At 56.6% G+C, this 17,640-nt stretch carries 21 protein-coding genes; 9 read left to right on the forward strand and 12 right to left on the reverse strand.

What is annotated here, in order from left to right; all coding sequences use genetic code 11:
• Positions 1-6 precede the first annotated feature (6 nt).
• The 3 genes from AC1Q5O_RS24380 (at position 7) to AC1Q5O_RS24390 (ending at position 937) form a co-directional block, all read left to right on the forward strand.
• Positions 7-153: a hypothetical protein gene (locus tag AC1Q5O_RS24380; RefSeq protein ID WP_492566558.1), complete on the forward strand. Its 147-nt coding sequence runs from the start codon at positions 7-9 to the stop codon at positions 151-153.
• Positions 154-252: 99 nt separating this feature from the next.
• Entirely contained in the window at positions 253-516 is a 264-nt protein-coding gene (locus tag AC1Q5O_RS24385) for a type II toxin-antitoxin system Phd/YefM family antitoxin (RefSeq protein WP_492566560.1), read from the forward strand.
• Entirely contained in the window at positions 509-937 is a 429-nt protein-coding gene (locus AC1Q5O_RS24390; RefSeq protein ID WP_492566561.1) for a hypothetical protein, read from the forward strand. The genes AC1Q5O_RS24385 and AC1Q5O_RS24390 overlap by 8 nt, the downstream gene beginning before the upstream one ends.
• A 161-nt stretch (positions 938-1,098) precedes the next feature.
• Here AC1Q5O_RS24390 and AC1Q5O_RS24395 read toward each other — a convergent pair whose 3' ends face one another.
• From AC1Q5O_RS24395 to AC1Q5O_RS24445, 11 genes are all read right to left on the reverse strand, one after another.
• Positions 1,099-1,392 carry a hypothetical protein gene (locus AC1Q5O_RS24395; RefSeq protein ID WP_492566562.1) on the reverse strand — a complete coding sequence of 98 codons (294 nt, stop codon included), beginning with the start codon at positions 1,390-1,392 and terminating at the stop codon, positions 1,099-1,101.
• Between the two features lie 201 nt (positions 1,393-1,593).
• Entirely contained in the window at positions 1,594-2,388 is a 795-nt protein-coding gene (locus AC1Q5O_RS24400) for an alpha/beta fold hydrolase (RefSeq protein WP_492566564.1), read from the reverse strand.
• Between the two features lie 10 nt (positions 2,389-2,398).
• Entirely contained in the window at positions 2,399-3,430 is a 1,032-nt protein-coding gene (locus AC1Q5O_RS24405) for a proline racemase family protein (RefSeq protein WP_492566566.1), read from the reverse strand.
• Between the two features lie 3 nt (positions 3,431-3,433).
• Positions 3,434-4,333: a dihydrodipicolinate synthase family protein gene (locus AC1Q5O_RS24410; RefSeq protein ID WP_492566567.1), complete on the reverse strand. Its 900-nt coding sequence runs from the start codon at positions 4,331-4,333 to the stop codon at positions 3,434-3,436.
• Complete coding sequence (locus AC1Q5O_RS24415; protein WP_492566568.1) at positions 4,330-6,114, reverse strand: cobalamin-dependent protein; 1,785 nt, start codon at positions 6,112-6,114, stop codon at positions 4,330-4,332. The genes AC1Q5O_RS24410 and AC1Q5O_RS24415 overlap by 4 nt, the downstream gene beginning before the upstream one ends.
• Before the next feature lie 2 nt (positions 6,115-6,116).
• Complete coding sequence (locus AC1Q5O_RS24420; RefSeq protein WP_464665266.1) at positions 6,117-6,431, reverse strand: NIPSNAP family protein; 315 nt, start codon at positions 6,429-6,431, stop codon at positions 6,117-6,119.
• A gap of 9 nt (positions 6,432-6,440) precedes the next feature.
• The gene (locus tag AC1Q5O_RS24425) at positions 6,441-7,442 is read right to left on the reverse strand and encodes a 4-hydroxyproline epimerase (protein ID WP_492566569.1); all 1,002 of its coding nucleotides are present in this window, start codon (positions 7,440-7,442) and stop codon (positions 6,441-6,443) included.
• A 13-nt stretch (positions 7,443-7,455) separates the two neighbouring features.
• Positions 7,456-8,682: an NAD(P)/FAD-dependent oxidoreductase gene (locus AC1Q5O_RS24430; protein WP_492566571.1), complete on the reverse strand. Its 1,227-nt coding sequence runs from the start codon at positions 8,680-8,682 to the stop codon at positions 7,456-7,458.
• 16 nt (positions 8,683-8,698) lie between these two features.
• A complete protein-coding gene (locus AC1Q5O_RS24435; protein ID WP_492566573.1) occupies positions 8,699-9,514 on the reverse strand; it encodes an aspartate dehydrogenase domain-containing protein in 816 nt (271 codons plus the stop codon).
• Between the two features lie 7 nt (positions 9,515-9,521).
• Positions 9,522-10,274 (reverse strand): SDR family oxidoreductase, encoded by a 753-nt coding sequence (locus AC1Q5O_RS24440; protein ID WP_492566575.1) that lies wholly within the window; start codon positions 10,272-10,274, stop codon positions 9,522-9,524.
• 121 nt (positions 10,275-10,395) lie between these two features.
• Positions 10,396-10,932 carry a cupin domain-containing protein gene (locus AC1Q5O_RS24445; RefSeq protein ID WP_492566577.1) on the reverse strand — a complete coding sequence of 179 codons (537 nt, stop codon included), beginning with the start codon at positions 10,930-10,932 and terminating at the stop codon, positions 10,396-10,398.
• A 185-nt stretch (positions 10,933-11,117) separates the two neighbouring features.
• Between AC1Q5O_RS24445 and AC1Q5O_RS24450 the strand changes: the two genes are divergently transcribed.
• From AC1Q5O_RS24450 to AC1Q5O_RS24475, 6 genes are all read left to right on the forward strand, one after another.
• Entirely contained in the window at positions 11,118-11,795 is a 678-nt protein-coding gene (locus AC1Q5O_RS24450; protein ID WP_464665272.1) for a GntR family transcriptional regulator, read from the forward strand.
• A gap of 53 nt (positions 11,796-11,848) precedes the next feature.
• Positions 11,849-13,003: a branched-chain amino acid ABC transporter substrate-binding protein gene (locus tag AC1Q5O_RS24455; RefSeq protein WP_464665273.1), complete on the forward strand. Its 1,155-nt coding sequence runs from the start codon at positions 11,849-11,851 to the stop codon at positions 13,001-13,003.
• 135 nt (positions 13,004-13,138) lie between these two features.
• Complete coding sequence (locus AC1Q5O_RS24460; RefSeq protein ID WP_492566580.1) at positions 13,139-14,080, forward strand: branched-chain amino acid ABC transporter permease; 942 nt, start codon at positions 13,139-13,141, stop codon at positions 14,078-14,080.
• Positions 14,070-15,080, forward strand: a complete 1,011-nt coding sequence (locus AC1Q5O_RS24465; protein ID WP_492566582.1) for a branched-chain amino acid ABC transporter permease — start codon at positions 14,070-14,072, stop codon at positions 15,078-15,080. The genes AC1Q5O_RS24460 and AC1Q5O_RS24465 overlap by 11 nt, the downstream gene beginning before the upstream one ends.
• Positions 15,080-15,913 (forward strand): ABC transporter ATP-binding protein, encoded by an 834-nt coding sequence (locus tag AC1Q5O_RS24470; RefSeq protein ID WP_492566584.1) that lies wholly within the window; start codon positions 15,080-15,082, stop codon positions 15,911-15,913. The genes AC1Q5O_RS24465 and AC1Q5O_RS24470 overlap by 1 nt, the downstream gene beginning before the upstream one ends.
• Positions 15,846-16,547 (forward strand): ABC transporter ATP-binding protein, encoded by a 702-nt coding sequence (locus tag AC1Q5O_RS24475; protein ID WP_492566668.1) that lies wholly within the window; start codon positions 15,846-15,848, stop codon positions 16,545-16,547. Before AC1Q5O_RS24470 ends, AC1Q5O_RS24475 begins: the two co-directional genes overlap by 68 nt.
• 174 nt (positions 16,548-16,721) lie before the next feature.
• Here AC1Q5O_RS24475 and AC1Q5O_RS24480 read toward each other — a convergent pair whose 3' ends face one another.
• Positions 16,722-17,618, reverse strand: coding sequence for a LysR family transcriptional regulator (locus AC1Q5O_RS24480; protein ID WP_492566586.1), 897 nt, complete (start codon positions 17,616-17,618; stop codon positions 16,722-16,724).
• Between the last annotated feature and the right edge of the window lie 22 nt (positions 17,619-17,640).

Here is a 17,640-nt window from a genome sequence, read left to right on the forward strand (position 1 = left end):
AACTGGTTGCCAAAATATGTACGTATCGAACCGCTGAACGGAACCATTGTTGCCGATCTGGAAAGCATCAATGACATCGAAGATGATGGCGATACCGATCCGTCTGAGACAGATAGCTTCGACGCGGACGATTTCGAACAGGCGGCGGAATAACCGGCGAGGGGCGGCGAAAGCCGCCCATTCGTTGCCGATTATTATTGAACGAATTGCGAAATTCTGTATTATACAGAAAATACAGAATAAGAGGACGACATGGCCACGAAAGTATCGACTGCTGAATTTATCCGCCATTTTGGCCGGTTTCATGATCAGGCCCAAAAGGAACCTATTGTGCTCACGAAACACGGCCGGGACACCGTTGTTGTTCTCTCCAAGGAGGCATTTGAACGCATGATGGTCAGTGCTGATCCGCGCCGCGTTTTCGCCTTGGGAGAGACGCCTGCAGACTTGGCGGATGTGCTGCTGAACGGCCTGAACAGCCAAATCGCCGATCTAGAGGCAAAAACCGATGAGTGACCAAGCTCGCTTCAGCAGCGGATCAATTGTCCGCTATCCGTATCTGTGGCGCTGGCAATCAGAGAAAGGCCGTGAACACAGTGAAAAAAACCGACCCGTTTGTCTCGCCATGGCGTTCCCTGACCCTCGCCAGAATCTGACCCATCTGGTTATCTTGGCAATCTCCGGGACATCGCCACTGGACCAACAAGCCGCAATAGAAATTCCTGCGCTTGAGATAAGACGGGCAGGGCTGCGGGATCATAAACGGGCGTGGCTGACCATTAGTGAATACAATTACGACGTTGCCGAGCGATCCTATCATTTTGATACGAGCCAAGAGCCGCAAGGTCGCTTCAGCAATAAGTTCCTGCTCGAAATACAGCGCGCCTTGCGGCCACTGTTGCAATCGGCAAGAGGCAGGATCGACAGAACCAGTTGAGCAGGGGCGATGCCTCCAGGCAAAGCGCCCGTCCTCGTGCAGGTGGCGGCCATCGAGCCCGCTTCTGCCCGTTTTCACCCAAGTCCGCGTCTCTCCCGCAGCTTCAGTCAAAAGGCCCCGGTGCGTTTGGCTGCCGGGCCCTTTGGTTTTGATCCCTGGCGCTATCTGCTTGCACAATCCATTCGAGTAATGACAAAACTTTGCGGTTTGTTGTCGATCAGATATTTTGCTTCAATCTCACCGTGCCTGCCTTTGGCAAACATGCCCTGGATCAGATTGCAGAACTGATCGAATACCTCGGTCCTGCGTTCTGTCGCATCGAAGCCATTGGCGGCCGCCTGGTTTAGTGTGTAGTGAAACGTCAGACGATCTTTATTGACCGGTGATACGAGCAAACGCTGTATGTTCGACCAACTGCTTAGGCAGGTCCAACACATCGCTGTGGATCGAGCCACGCTCTTCATCCGAAAGCGGTCCGAGGGGAGGCGGCGGAGTTGTGGCAACAAACGTCTGCTTGGTCAGGCTTGGAAATGCCATTAATCCAAAAACGGTTCCTGTAACGACCAGAAACCATTTCGTGTTGACCCAAGCCTTTGAGGGGGCAATATTCCACGCCGAAACACAATCATCGGCAATCGGTTGAGTTTATGCTGCCTTCAGCTTTTATTGGCAACAAATTCTGCAACACGGTGCGCGAAAGCCTGCGGATCGACGCGTGGATAGAAATGCCCTCCGGTGATTTCGCTGACGGTCGCATGCGGGATAAGGCACGCCAGTTCTTCGGTTCTGTCAAATGGGATCATGGTGTCGTCCCGCGCACCGATGAGCAACACTGGTTGCGTTATTGTTTCCAGCTCTGCAGACCTGTCGAAATCGAGCAGCATGCGAATACGTGACGCCGTGACTGCGAATGGAGCAAGGCTTGCCGCGGCGCTGGCCACTGCCGCAGCAAGTGCGTTCTCGTTTGCCGCGATCCATTGCGGCGGATAGCCAAGCACATGGGTAAGGTTTTGGTAGGCTTCCACTTCGCCTTTTTTCATGAGTTCGAATCGTGCGGAGAAGAGCGCCCTAAACCGGGCGTCAGGCCTGGCCCAACTACCGCTGATCGTGAGGCTTTTGGCCCTTTTGGGGGCGTCCAGCGCAAGCGCTTGCACCACCGTGCCGCCCGTGGAGTGTCCCACCATATGGGCAGCATCGACCCCTTCAGCGTCGAGAATGCAGACAACGTCTTTTGCGATGCGGTCAATGGAGTAAGCGCCTTCCGGGCGATCGCTGCGTCCGGCCCCACGATGATCAACCGTAATCAGGCGAAAAAGCTCCTTGAGATGTTGTTCGACCCCGGCCCAGAAGCGACCATCTCCGCCAAGGCCGGGAATCAGCACCAACGGCGTGCCTCTGCCCTTTGCATCGTAGAAAAGACGGCAGCCATCATCGGCTTCGACTATGCTCATGGTCGTCTCCTCAGTTGCCCGGCCACGTATCGCCCAGACGGAAGCCGGTCGGGAACGGATCGGTTGGATCAAGAACATATTGATGGAATGCCGTGATCCATGCCTGACCGGTGATTGCCGGACGGATTGCGGACTTGCTGCCACAGGTCGTGGTTTCAAGCACGCGGCCGATGAATTCCGTGCCTATAATTGATTCATGTATGAACGTTTCGCCGGTGGCGATCTGTCCACGCGCGTGCATGACGGCCAAACGCGCGCTGGTGCCGGTGCCGCACGGAGACCGGTCAATGCGTCCGGGCGACACGATCACGGCATTGCGTGAACGCTTTACCCCGCCGCGTATCTCCAGAGGTCCCGCAAAGAGCGTCTGGTTGATCGTATGGATCTCTGAATTTTCCGGGTGCACTGCAGGGATCTGTTCGGCAGCTGCCTTCTTGATCCGCTCGCCGACTTCCACCAGCTTGGCCGCTTCGGTCTTGTCGACATTGAAGCCTATGGCCGTTGCATCGACCAGCACATAGATCATGCCTCCATAGGCGACATCGACGGTAATCTCGCCAAGGCCCGGCACATCCACTTTCGCGTCAAATGCAAAAACGAAGGACGGCACATTTTCAAAAGTCACACTGATGCATTTCCCGTTCTTGCAATGCGCGGTTACAGGGACCAGACCAGCCGGTGCTTCGAGCACCAGCTTTGTTTCCGGTTCCTGCATGGGGATCATGCCGGTTTCAAGAAGAGCCGTCGTGGTACAGATCGTATTGGTGCCGGACATCGGCACATAGAAATCCGATTCCATGATGACGAACCCAGCGTCAGCCTCCGGTCTAGTGGCTGGCAGCACCAGATTGACGCATTGTGTTACCCGTCCGCGCGGTTCATTGAGCAGAAAATTGCGAAGGTCATCACCCTTCCGTTCAAGATATTGCATTTTCTCGAACATCGACGCACCTTGAACATCGAGAACGCCACCGGTAATGACCTCGTTCAACTCGCCCGCCGCGTGCACGCCGACGACGTTGATCATTCTTGAAAAGCGCATTGTTTAGTCCTTCATGGCTGCGAGGGCGGCAATGGTGTCGTTGACGACGCTTTCGACGTGATTGCGTTCATCGCCGATGAGCGGCAGGCGCGGCTCCCGAACCCATTCGGGCGCGCCATAGACGAGCTGTTCAGCAAGCTTGATGTATTGCACCAGCTTTACATGGGTATCGAGATGGAAGGACGGCGTCAGAATCCGGTAGAGTTTGCGGGCAGCCGAGAAGTCGCCTGAGGACGCGAGACTGAACAGTTTCACGCATTCTGCGGGCCATGCATTGGTCATGCCGGAAACCCAGCCCGTTACGCCAAGCGCCAGACTTTCGACGATCAGATCGTCTACGCCACAGAAGACGGAGAAGCGGTCACCGCAAGCGTTATAAAGGTCGGTGACACGCCGGACGTCGCCGCATTCTTCCTTGATGCATACGATGGACGGCGTGTCTTCCAGCTCTTTCAGAATCGATGGTGTGACGTCGACACCATAGGCAATCGGGTTATTGTAGATCATGATCGGCAGGCTGCTGCTGGCGGCAAGCGACTTGTACCAGGTAACCGTTTCGCGCGGATCAGATTTGTAGGCAAGCGACGGAAAAGCCATCAGGCCTTGAGCCCCGAGCTTTTCATAATGGCGCGCTGCCATACCTGCATCGGCGGTCGAAATCTGGGCCAGACCGGACAGGAGCGGCACGCGACCTGCCACTGCTTCCTTGGCGGCAAGGATAACCTGATCGCGTTCCTCGGCCTTCAACGAAGCGTTTTCGCCCAGCATGGGCAAAACGATAATGCCGGAAACACCATTTGTTATCAGCCGTTCGATCGATGCGCCAGTGGCGTCAAGGTCAAGACCGCCATCCTGCTTCAGCTTGGTTGTAACGGCCGGAAAAACGCCTGTCCAACGTGTCATGATGCTATTTCCTCTCTGGATTTCTCTATGAATTTTTCAATGAAACCGGTCATCGCTTCAGGCGTTTCGCAGGGCAATGCGCCCAACGCCTCGATGTCCGCTTTGACATCGACTGGCAGGCCCGAATTGGAATCTTCCGGAATCTGGTTCAGCCTGCCGCCGATCAGCACCGGCATTCTCACGCCTGCCGTCTCAAGAGCGGTCAAAACATCACGCGCATAGCGCAGCGCGATGCCGTTATAGGTGCTGACGGCGATGAAATCGGCCTTCTGCGCCAGGGCCACGGCAACCACGGTTTCAGGGTCTACGGATGTGCCCCCGTCTATCACACCGACAGCACTCATGGCCAGAATGCGCTCGATCAGGTTCTTGCCATGCTCATGCACGTCGGACGACGCCACACAGGCTTTAAGCCCGCTTGCTGCAATTTCTTTGCGTGCGGCAGGCGAAATGCGCTCCACCCATTCTTGCGCACTTTCCTCGAGCTCTTCGACCCATTCGGCCAGCATGACGGAGCGGCGTCCACCCCATGCATTGGTGTCTTCGCTGCCGGCACCGTAAAGATTTTCAAGCCGCTTTGGACCGATGCGGCGTAGCGCGAGCATCAAAGCGGCCGCGTCATTGATATTGACGCCCGTATTGCTGAGACCGGTCAGAACATTGTCGCTGAAGCGCTTTCCGGCCTCGACAAGCGAGTTCGCGGCGGTATCCACTTTTTCCAGGTCGATCAGATCTGCCGTTGCCATGGCGTGTTCCGCCATGCGGGCGGCGAATGTCTGCGCGTCAATGATTTCGTCAATATCGGGAATGCGCTGGTTTTCCGTGACGGGAACCGGATTGATTGCATGGCCGGTATGGCGGCGTGTCAAAGCCCAGATGTCGGCCTGCAGATAGCTCGCCAGACTGGCGAAATTACCCGCAGGCGTGGATTTGTAGCTCACCGTGTTGCCAAAGAGCATCGTACCGGGTGCGACGCTGAGTTCGGACAAAGCCTTGTGAAAGGCCATGCGGATGAGCGGCGCTGTATAGTGGTGGCCAAAGCAATGCGACATGCGTCCGCCAATCAGGTTCTCAACAATATGGCGCTCGATCAACACCATGCCGAGCGCCGAACTCATATCGGCGAACAGGCCTGCAAAGCCATCATCGAGATTGGAGTGAACAAGAACTTCCTCATCCTGTGCGGCGATGAGGCCAAGCGCGGTTACCGCAGCTTCTGTCGTTGCGACATCGTCGTCCCAGTAAGGCAGGCGGAACGTGAAATATTGCCCGAGATTGCCAATGGAAGTGGCCCCGGCTGCCAGGGCGCCCTTGGTGTTCTCTATTGCGCCGGGCAAACCCAGCATGAAATCGCCGAAATGGGCAGCGGCCGGTGCAGCATTGGTGATGCGCGCGAAATCTTCAGGCCCGTTCAGAACAATGCCCGTCCCCTTGGGGCGTTCGTTGCGCAGAGCTGGAGGATAGCCCATTGACCAGTCGAGCGTGATCCCGAAACGATCCACGGTAACGCCGCGCCGCGCGCAAGTGCCATGCACCTCGGCAATCGCTTCTACAGTACGCTCGACGCTGCGAAAGCCGATATGCGCATGCTGCATCATGCGACCTTCGGCGGCTTCGCGGCGCTTGTATTCAGCTTCGCTCGAAACGCCGTTCGCATCAAGAAAGGCGTTTCGTCCGACCCGCCAATCTCGCGCAAGTAGCCGGCCTTGCGCGAGCAGATCGGCTCCCGGCCGCATGCGTTCGGGGACAAGATCGGCAAGGGCAGGCAGAACGGTTTTCATAACTATACCATCGGTGACAGTGCAGTGGGTTTCAGGATGCGTATATTCTGCTGCGTGATCATCCCTTTGATGGCGTCGAGATAAGACTGCCATCCGGGATGAACCAGCATACGGGCACGCTTTGCCTCCCGCTCGGCGATATCCTCGTAGCGCCAGAGCGAGACGACATGATTGAGTTCGCCAATGTCGGTAACAAAATGCCCGACGAACCCGCCCAGCATTTCTTTCTGGATGGCAAGCCCCAGCCTTTCGTAGGTGGCGATAAACTCGCCCATGCGGCCTGACACGATGTGATAGTCGCGTTCTTCAAGAATCATCGCGCCACCTCACTTGACCTGAAAGCCGAGTGCGAGCGGATCGCGTTCATCGACAAGGATGGTATTGTAGCCGGTCACGCGTGCCCAGCCGCCGATGCTCGGGCGGATGGCAGGGCGGCCTGCAATGTCCGCAGTGCTTTCCACACGGCCATGGAACAGAGTGCCGATGATCGATTCGTGAACAAAGGTATCGCCAACCTTGAGAAGACCCTTGGCGACACGTTGCGCCATGCGCGCGGAGGTGCCGGTGCCGCAAGGTGAACGGTCGATACCGCGCTCGCCATAGAAGACCGCATTGCGCGCATCGGCTTCGGGATGCTTTGCCTTGTCGGCCCACATGACGTGGCTGACGCCTGCAATGCGGTCATCTTCGGGATGAACCGGCGCAACAGCCTCCTGAACCAGCTTGCGAACCAGCGGGCTGATTTTCAAAATATCGTCAGCCGTCATGGCATCGAGACCAGGCCAGTTTTTCTGCGGCTCGATGATGGCATAGAAATTACCGCCATAGGACACGTCGACCACCAGTTCCCCCGTGCCGGGAACATTGATTCTTGCATTGGTGGCATGGAGATAGGCAGGCACATTGTAGATGCGAACCTCATCCACGAAGCGTCCGTTGCGCTTGTACTCGACCTCAACGCGACCCGCCGGCACTTCGAGCGCCAGTTTGCCTTCGCTCTTTGGAACGACAAAGCCCTGCTCGAGCGCCACGGTAACCGTGCCGATGGTGCCGTGGCCGCACATGGGCAAACAGCCCGAAACCTCGATGAAGAGAACACCTAGATCGCAATCATCCCGTGATGAAGGGTAGAGGATAGAGCCGGACATGACATCATGCCCGCGCGGCTCGAACATCAGCGCCTGGCGCACCCAGTCGTGATCTTTGAGGAAAATCTGACGCTTGTCGGCCATGCTGACATTGGGCAGCATCGGTGCGCCGCCGGAAACAACACGCACGGGATTGCCGCAGGTGTGGGCGTCGACGCAAAGAAAAGTATGTGGGTTCATGACAGGGCTCCGTTCAGGAAAATCGGCTGACTGCGAAGGGTGAAAGATCAATGGGCGGGGTGCGCCCGGCAACAAGGTCGGCCACAAGCCTGCCGGTTGTCGGACCAAGCGTCAGACCGCCATGACCGTGTCCATAAGCGTGGATTATATCGGCACGGCGGGTGGAGCGTCCGATGACTGGAAGGCTGTCCGGTGTTGTCGGGCGATGCCCCATCCACCTGGTGCCATTGTCCAGCTTCAGATCCGGCAGATAGATGCGGGCAAGTTTTGCCAGCGTGTCGCTGCGCTTGAAATTGGCGGACGCATCCAGTCCGGCGAATTCAGCCGCGCCGCCAATCCTCACGCCCATGTCCATTGGCGTAGCAACGAACTTGCGCTCGGCGAAAATCACTTCACGCGTGAGTTTGATGTCCGAATGCGGCAGTGTAATATTATACCCACGCTCGCTTTCCATAAGAACATGGTCGCCGAATGTCCGCGCCAGACACGCCGACCAGGCACCGGTCGCAATGACCAGTTGGTCAAACGGCAACGCTTGGCCAGCATGCAGGCGCAAGGCCTTGCCCTCGACCGCGACAGCCTCGCCGGTCACGATCTTGGCGCCTTTGTCGATAACCAGTTCCCGCAGACGGTCGACGACGCGCTTGGGATCGGAAAAATGCGACCATTGCGGCGTCATGGCCGCGCGCACGACCGCCTTGCTCAATGCCGGTTCGAGCTTACGGGCTTCGCTGCCATCCATTTCGTTGAAGATCACGCCATGGCTGCGGCGCAGGTCACGATCCGCTGCGTCCGCCTTGAAGGCTGCTTCCGTTTCGTAAACCCATAGCGCTCCAACCTGATGAAGCTCGCGCGTCAGTTTCAACTCCTCAAGCAGCGGCAGATAGTCGTCATAGACAGGAGCGGTTAGAGCGGCGAGCGCTTTGGTGATACGCAGCATCTCGGATTGCGAACCGCTACGCAGGAAGCGGATGAGCCAGGGTACAAGTTTTGGAAAATGAGCGGGGCGCAATGACAACGGGCCGAGCGGATCAAAAAGCCAGCCTGGCACTTTCCAGATAAGACCGGGGACGCTGGCAGGAACGATTTCAGTAACACCGAGCCCTCCGGCGTTGCCGAAGGATGCCTTGTCGCCTGTCGGATCGCGGTCCACGACAGTCACACCATGACCATCCGCCAAAAGCGCCCGCGCGGTACTCAGTCCCACGATTCCGGCACCGGCAATGAGTACATTGCTCATTCAGCACTCCATCCATTCAATGCGCCGGATGCAATTGCCCGGCAAGATAACGCTTCACTTCGACCATAAGGCTTGCGGCTGTAATGGCCGATGTCTTGGGATTGTCTGGCGAAGGCTTGTTGGCGAAGCGCATGGATGCGGTTCCAAACGCGCTGCGCACCAGAATCTCATGACTATTAAGGCTGACCTCTGGGTCCGCGATAACCCGAACAGTCGTGCGCTTCATGCCAGCCGCCAGCGCAACGGTCAGACCAGCATTGAGGTTACGCGGATAAAGACGCGCGGCGGTGATTGCATCACCTTCGAAAAGCGCGACTTCTTTCTTGAGCGCGGTGGGATCATGCCCCAGTGCTTCGAGTTCGGCTTTCCACGCGCCTACAGGCTTGCGCGAGATATATATCACCGAAAGATCATCCGCTGTCGCCACGACATTGAGATAGTCGATGCCACCGACTGCTCCCGTCGGAAGGATAAGCCGCCCACCACCACGCTGCGTGATCGCGTCGACCTTTTGCATGAAGCCATCGACGCCGACCGCGCCAACGGATGCGGCAATGACATCAAGCCCGCCGTTGAGAAAATCCGGACAAAGCGCCAGCAGGGCACCTTGTCCAGCAACTTCGACGACAACGGAAGGCTTTGCTGTCAGTAACGCTTCGATTGTATCGACAAACCGGACCCTATGGGGTGGCTGATCCGTTATTGCCGCACCTTCGCGCAAAAGCACACTGACCTGGCAACCATGGGCCAGAAGCTTGCGGCACAAATCTCTTCCAATTGCGCCGAAACCCAAAATCGCGATGTGAGGTGTGATGTCGGTTGTCGCCGTCATGATCTGGTCACCAGGCCGACATGCCGCCATCGACGGTGAACATCGCACCTGTGGCGAAGGACGCCTCATCCGAAGCGAGCCAAAGGATGCAATTGGCGATTTCGTGCGGCTCAGCCCAACGGTTGATTGGCGAACGGGCCTTGAGGGCGGATTTGAAAGCGTCCGGGTCAGGCGTTGTCTCCACCATTTTTTCGAAATAGCTTGACCACGTGACGCCCGGCGCCACGCAATTGACACGGATTTTCTCCTTGGCGTGATCAAGCGCCATGGCCTTTGTCAAAGCGGCAACGCCGCCTTTCGACGCCACGTAAGCCGCGCGGTCGAAAATGCCGACAGTCGCAACATTGGAAGCGGTGTTAACGATAGTGCCGCCGCCCTGCGCGGCCATGACCGGGATGGCGTGCTTGCAGCACAGATAGACACCCTTGAGATTGACTGCCATCAAGGCATCCCAATCATCTTCATTGGTGCTGACGACCGTGCCCGGAATACCGTAGCCTGCATTATTGGCCAGAATATCCAGACGACCGAAACGTTCAACCGCGGTGTCAATCATTGCTTTGACTTCATCGGCTCGGGAAACGTCGACCATGAAAGAAAGCGCCGCATCGCCCAAGGCGGCCGCGACCTCAGCGGCTTTTACACCGTCGCGATCCGCCACCAGAACCTTGGCCCCCTCGCGAACGAATATCTCGGCGGCGGCCTTGCCGATACCGGCACCTGCACCTGTGATGATCGCAACCTTGTTTTTAAGACGCATTTTTTCCTCTGAAAATCAGGCATGCTCAACGGCCCGCATTTCCATGGCCCGTCGGATGCATTGGTAAAACGCCAGCAGAGCCGTGCGCAGTTAAAGACCGCTGCTAGCCGGTTTGTTTGGATCAGACCTTGTAAGGATCGGACGGCGGTGCTGCGAAAACAGTGTCGCGCTCGATCTGCAGAACGTTTTCCGGTCGTGGGAATGGCTCAGGCGCGGGTTCACCGTCACTCCGGTTGCGACCAATCAGCCGAAAGAAATCCTCCAAACCATTCGGTACGATCAACCATGTCCAGAAAATGTCGGTGTCACCGTCATTGATGAACATGTGACGACGGTTCTTGCCAATAAAGAAGGCTGATCCCGGCTTCATCTCATGGCTTTCGCCATCAATCACTGCCCGGCCTTTGCCCGAAACGACAAAGATCACTTCCTCGTTCTGGTCATGGGCATGCTCGCGGACATAACCACCGGGGGGAACCGTTTGCGTGCCAAAGCCAATCGGGTGATCCATGGGAACCGTGTGCGGCGCGAAAATAACATCAATAGAACCGTTGGCAGGCACCGGCTGCCAATAGCTTTCGGCGTTGCCTGGCTGAACGATAAGCACCTCTCCGCAAAGACCCTCACCAGCAACGGCCCGCGTTTCCTTTTTGGTCATTTCATTCCCCTGATGTGAACTTAAGTTCATCAATATTGGATACGATATACAATCGTAGCTTAAAAATTACCCACGTCAATGCCGTATTACGGCCAATTATTGATGAAAATCCGCTGTTCGGACCATTTTTTCGTTATTGACTTAGAGTTTTGTATATCATATCCAATCTATAAATGGAGAGTTCGATGACAAGCAAGATTGGACGACAGTCGCTGACGGATCAGATCGTCGTGGAGCTTCGCCGCCGCATCATCGCCGGTGAACTTCCTGAGGGCAGCCCACTACGGCAGGAGGCTCTGGCAACCGAACTGGGCGTATCGCGCATTCCAATTCGCGAAGCCATTCGCCAGCTGGAGGCGGAAGGTTTCGTCCAATCCGAATTGCACAAGGGAACCATCGTTCGCGCTCTTTCGCTTGCCGAAATTCAAGAGCTTTTCGACATCCGCATCCATCTTGAAACCTGGCTCTTCGAAATGGCGATACCGCGCCTGACGGATGACGATCTGCGCCAGGCTGAGCGGCTGACGGATGATACGATGACCGCTGGCAATGTGGAAAACTGGGGTGAACTGAATTGGCAGTTTCACGAAACGCTCTATGCGCCGAGCGGTCGGACCGTCGCTCTGAAGCTGCTCAAAAGCGTGCACGACAATGCCAACCGCTACATCAACCTGCAGATCGCAGTCGCCCAGAACGTTGAACTGGAGCTTGCCGATCACCGTACGCTCGTCGCCTATGCGCGCCTGGGGGACACAAAACGCGCCGTGGAGATGCTGCGCATGCACATCCAGCGCGTGGCCAACAGTCTGATGAAATCCCTGATCGAGAACCGATCGGAAGGCCGGAATACGAAAACAGCCTGAATGCAAAGGAGTGTCGGTGGGAAAACGGCCCACCCGCAGCATTATAAAAAGCAATGGCCCATGAAGGCCAGAAAAAATCAAAAGAGGGTAACAACATGAAAGCATACAAGAAGTTTCTTGCCGCAACCATCGCGGCAGTCGGCCTGTCGAGTGCCGCATATGCGGATATCGTCATCGGAGCGGCAGGTCCGCTCACCAACGCTGAATCCATTTTCGGTGTGACGTGGATGAACGGAATGGAACTCGCAATCCGCCAGGTCAACAAAACCGGTGGCATCAACGGCGAAAAAATCGTCTTGCAACGCGATGACGACAATGCCGACCCCAAGCAGGGTACATTGATTGCCCAGAAACATTGCGACAATTCCGCTATGCTCGGCGTGGTTGCCAATTTTAACAGCGGCGTGACCATTCCCTCATCCGACGTCTATCATCGTTGCGATATGCCTCAGGTGACAAATGCTTCGAACCCGAAAGTAACCAAATCCGGCTACAAGAATCTGTTCCGTCCGATTGCAAACGATCTCTCGCAAGGGTCGGCCCCGGCCAATTACGCGGTGAATACACTCAAAGCCAAGGCCGCTGCCGTTGTCCATGACAAGCAGGCGTTCGGACAGGGCGTGGCAGAGGTCTTCCGCGATACCTTTATCAAGGATGGTGGCAAGGTAACGTCTTTCTCCGGCATCACGCAGACGGATGTGGATTTTTCCGCGCTTCTGACGAGTATCAAGTCGGAGAATCCTGACGTCATCTATTTTGGCGGCGTCATGCCTGCCGTCGGCCTATTCGTGAAGCAAGCTCGTGAATTCGGGATCAAGGCCACGGTCTTTGCCGCTGACTCTGCCTTTGCGCCCGACTTTGTTAACGTCGCTGGCGCCGAAAGCGCGGAAGACACCGTCGTTTCATTCCAGGCCCCTCCCTACGATTCCTCGCCAGATCTGCAAACTTTCGCGAAATCATATAAGGAAGCCTTTGGTGAAGAGCCAGGGCCTTACTCTGCATATGGCTTTGTGGAAACCTCCATCATCCTCGAAGCAATGAAGAAGCTGCCGGCACCGCTTACACGCAAAGCCATCTCGAACGAGATTGCTAAAACCGACCTGAAAACCATGGTCGGCACCGTGACCTTCAAACCGGATGGCGAACTCACCAACCCCTTCATCTTCCTTTACAAGGTTGAAGCCGGCAAGTTCGCGCTCGTGAAGTAACGCGACCCTTGTAAGTCGGGGCCACTCCTTGGGAGGGCTCGTTCTTTCAAGGCTGAAATCGGAGCGCCAGGGAATACGCCAGCATGGCTCAATCATGTGTTTCTCCGGTGCTCCTTAAAAATCGAGGGTTCGCAGATGTCTTCCTTTCTAGTTCAGCAAACCGTCAACGCGCTGACGGTTGGCTCAATCTATGCCCTTATCGCGCTGGGCTATACGATGGTCTACGGCGTCTTGCGCCTCATCAACTTCGCGCACAGCGAAATGTTCATGTCGGGCGCGTTCGTTGCGGTTTTTCTGACGGGATCGCTCGGCATTGCGGGCTTTCCCGGCGCAGCCGTTGTCGTGGGCATTCTGGCCTTCGTGATCATCGGCGTTCTCGGCATGACGATCGAGGTCGCGGCCTATCGGCCCCTACGCAATAAATCGCGTCTCGCACCGATGTTGTCAGCACTTGGCATGGCTGTCATCATCCAGAACGTGGTCATGCTGCTTGCTGGCCGCCGCCCGATCATTTATCCATCGATGCTGCCACGCGGCGTGATCGAGATTGGCGGCATTGTGATCACCTGGAAGCAGATCACGATCCTTGCCATTGCTCTCGTTCTGATGTTGGCGTTGGAATTGTTCGTCAACCGCAGCCGGATGGGCATACGCATTCGCGCCGTTGCGGAAAACGCCAATACGGCGTCGCTGATTGGCATCAATCCCAATATCCCGATCTCCGCCATCTTCTTCATCGGACCCGGTCTCGGCGCCGTGGCAGGCTTGCTCTATGCTTCTTATTATGGCGTTGCGACATTCACCATGGGCTTCGTCATAGGCATGAAGGCCTTCACTGCCGCAATTCTCGGTGGTATCGGCTCCATACCCGGCGCCATGCTCGGCGGCATCCTGCTCGGCTTCATCGAGACATTCGCTACAGCCCTCCTGCCTGGTCTGACCAACGGCGTCATCGGCACGGAGTATCGCGACATTTTCGCATTCTCCGTCCTTGTTCTCATCCTGCTGTTCCGTCCGTCCGGTCTTCTGGGCGCCAAGGTCAGCGAAGAAACGATGGTGTACAAAAGTGACTTCTGAAGCTCCTTCCTTAAACGCGGGCACCGCGCCAACATCCGCCACTTCCATGGGACGCACAGCACTGGTGCTTGCAATATTTCCGCTGCTGCTCATCATTTTAGGGCAGTTTCTGCCCACCTATCCGCTACGCATCCTCGATACGATCCTGCTCTACGCCGTGTTGGCCATGGGACTGAACATCGTCGTTGGCTATGCCGGCCTTCTCGATCTCGGCTATGTCGCCTTTTATGCGATCGGGGCCTATACCTACGCATTGCTGGCGTCTGACCAGTTGGGACTGCACCTTCCATTTCCCGTCATTCTGGTGATCGGGGCTGTGCTGGCAGGCATGGCGGGACTCCTTCTGGGGCTGCCGGTGCTCCGGTTGCGTGGCGATTATCTGGCAATTGTCACGCTTGGCTTCGGCGAGATCATTCGCGTTCTCATGAACAACCTGAACTGGCTCACCAATGGTCCGCAGGGTATTGCGCGTATCGATGAACCAAATCTTCTAGGCTGGACGATCTCGACTCCGCTCGACTTTCTCTACTTCCTGATCGGGCTGTTGATCATTACTTTTCTCTTCGTCTGGAAGTTGCAACAAAGCGCACTCGGAATCGCTCTTTCGGCTGTCCGTGAAGATCAGGATGCAGCGCGTGGGTGCGGCATCAACACCACCAAAGTGAAGCTAGTGGCCTTCGCCACAAGTGCCGTGATCGGCGGCATCTGCGGTGTCGTATTCGCGTCTATGCAGCGCTTCGTCAGTCCTGAAAGCTTTTCTTTCTGGGAGTCGCTCACCATCGTTCTGGTTCTGGTGGTTGGTGGACTGGGCAATCCATTTGGAGCCATGCTGGGCGCCACCATTCTGGTTCTTATCCCTGAACTCATGCGCGAATACGCCGACTACCGTCAGTTGGTCTTCGGTCTGGCACTCGTCACAGTGATCCTGCTGCGACCAATGGGTATTATCAGCCGTCAATATGGCCCATCGTGGCTTGCCGCCAAACTGGGGAGGCGCTGATGCTTGTCTTCGAACATGTCACCAAAGCATTCGGTGCACACAAGGCTGTCGATGATGCGTCGCTGGTCATGCAATCGGGCAAGATCACAGCCATCATCGGACCGAATGGCGCGGGTAAATCTACGCTCGTTAACATGGCTGCGGGCTCCTATCAGGTGACGTCGGGCAGGATTGTCCTTGACGGCATCGAGCTTCAGCGATTGCCCAAGCATGAGGTCGCGCATGCCGGGCTTGGCCGCACCTATCAGAACATACGATTGTTCGACGGCATGACGGTGATGCAAAATCTCGAAGTAGCCCTTGTTCCCCGCACGCTTGGGGCCTTGATCGTGGACGCACTGCCGGGGCGCAGTGCGGAGCGACACCGCCGTGAGTTATGTCATGAGCTGCTCGAAAAACTGGGCATTGCCCACCATGCCAACCGTTTGGCCGGTTCACTGGCTTACGGTCAACAGAAACTGGTCGAGCTTGCCCGCGCGATGGTCAACAAGCCGCATGCCATCCTACTTGATGAGCCTGCCGCAGGCCTCAATCATGGCGAAACAGAACAGCTCAAGCATCATATTCTTGATTTGAAGACGGGGGAGATCGCCGTCGTCCTAATCGAACACGACATGAAATTGATCATGTCAATCTCTGACGAAATCTACGTGATGAACCGTGGTAGCGTGCTGGCACATGGAACGCCGGCCGAGATCCGCAACAATCAGCAAGTACAGGAGGCTTATCTTGGCCAGCCAGGTGCAATCAGCGAGATCGAAGCCGCTGCTCGCGGTCGAGCAAATCGAGTCCGGATACGGGCGGGTGAAAGTCTTGCGTGGCATCAGCCTTGAGCTGCATGCTGGCGAGATCGTCTCGCTCATAGGCCCCAATGGAGCTGGCAAGAGCACGCTTATGCGTTCCATCAGCGGTGTCTGCCCCATCACGACGGGTCAAATAAGCTTCAAGGGTGAACGTATTGACAGGCTGAAGCCCTACCAGATCGCCATGCGCGGTCTTGGTCATTGCCCGGAAGGGCGCGCAGTCTTCCAACATCTCACCATTGAGGAAAACCTGATGGCAGGCTATTTGGAAGGACGTGGCAAATCGGAAGCCGAGCTTCTCGACGAGGTATATGGTCTGTTTCCAGTACTCGCCGAACGCAGGAAAAGCCAGGCAGGGCGTCTTTCGGGCGGTCAACAGCAGATGGTGGCCATTGCACGCGCATTGATGGGCAGCCCCGAATTGCTGTTGCTTGATGAACCGTCGCTAGGCCTTGCACCGATCATCATTCACCAGATATTCGAGATCATCATCAAGCTTGCGGAAGCCGGTGTATCGATCCTTCTGGTGGAACAGAATGTCGACCTCTCGCTTGAAATCGCGGACTACGTGTATGCGTTCGAACATGGGCAGATCCATGTGTCCGGTCCGGCCGGAAAACTTTCAAGGGACACGCGCGTGCGTGAGATCTATTTGCCTACATAGTATCCAGACGACCGAACGACTACTTCAGGATCATTTGAGAGGCAACATCGCCTTAACTTGAGTTTGCCCGCCGACATAACCAACGGACTTGCAGTGGCTCATCGTATCGATCGTGCTGTGCGCCGAGAGCTTCAATACCGCGGACCTCATAGGCGTGTCTTTCCAATACAGGGATCATTGCACTTCGCGCTTCAGAAGGCTCTCCAGCCAGTCGGCGAAAACATGGACCCGCCGGGAAAGATGCTGACGATGCGGGTAGAGCAGTGTCATCGGCATAGGCTCCGCGCGGTACGACGGCAGCACCTCAACGAGCTCGCCGATTTCGAGATGGCGCCTGACATCATAGGCAGGAATCTGAATCAGGCCGATGCCCGCCAGACAACAGGCAATATAGGCTTCAGCGCTGTTGACCGCGACGCGGCCGAGCATTGGCATCGATCGCAACACTCCGTTCTCGACCCACTCCCAGGCCTCAACGCGCCCGCTCGACGGTGAGGTGTAGTTGACCGCTAGGTGGTTTTGCAGGTCGTCAGGCGATTGGGGCAGGCCACAACGCTCCAGATAGGCCGGGCTTGCCACGTTGATCAGCCGAAGCTCACCGATCGAACGCGCGATCATGCCGGAATCAGCCAGTGGCCCGATGCGCAGGACGCAGTCGACGCTTTCCTCAACGAGATTCACGGTGCGGTCGGTGACGCCGAGATCGATGTCGATGTCCGGGTAGGCGTCGAGAAAGGCCTGCAATGCCGGTGCAATAATCAGGCGTCCGATGCGGCCCGGAACGTCTATCCGTAACCTGCCTGAGGGCGTTGCAGATTGACGGAAAATGTTTTCGGCCTCCTCAACATCCGCGATCAGCCGCAGGCAGCGTTCATAGAAGGCCGAGCCGTCATGTGTCGGCGAGACCACTCGCGTGGTCCGGTGTAGGAGCCTTGCTCCGACACGGCCCTCCAATTCCTGCACGGCCGCCGATACCGACGAGCGCGGCATGCCGAGCGTATCCGCCGCGCGGGTAAAGTTTGAGCATTCAACGACGCGGACAAAGATGCGGAAGAGGTCGATGCGATCCAAGTGGGGGAAGTCTCCATTGTTC

Source organism: Phyllobacterium sp. MT110 (assembly GCF_058792715.1).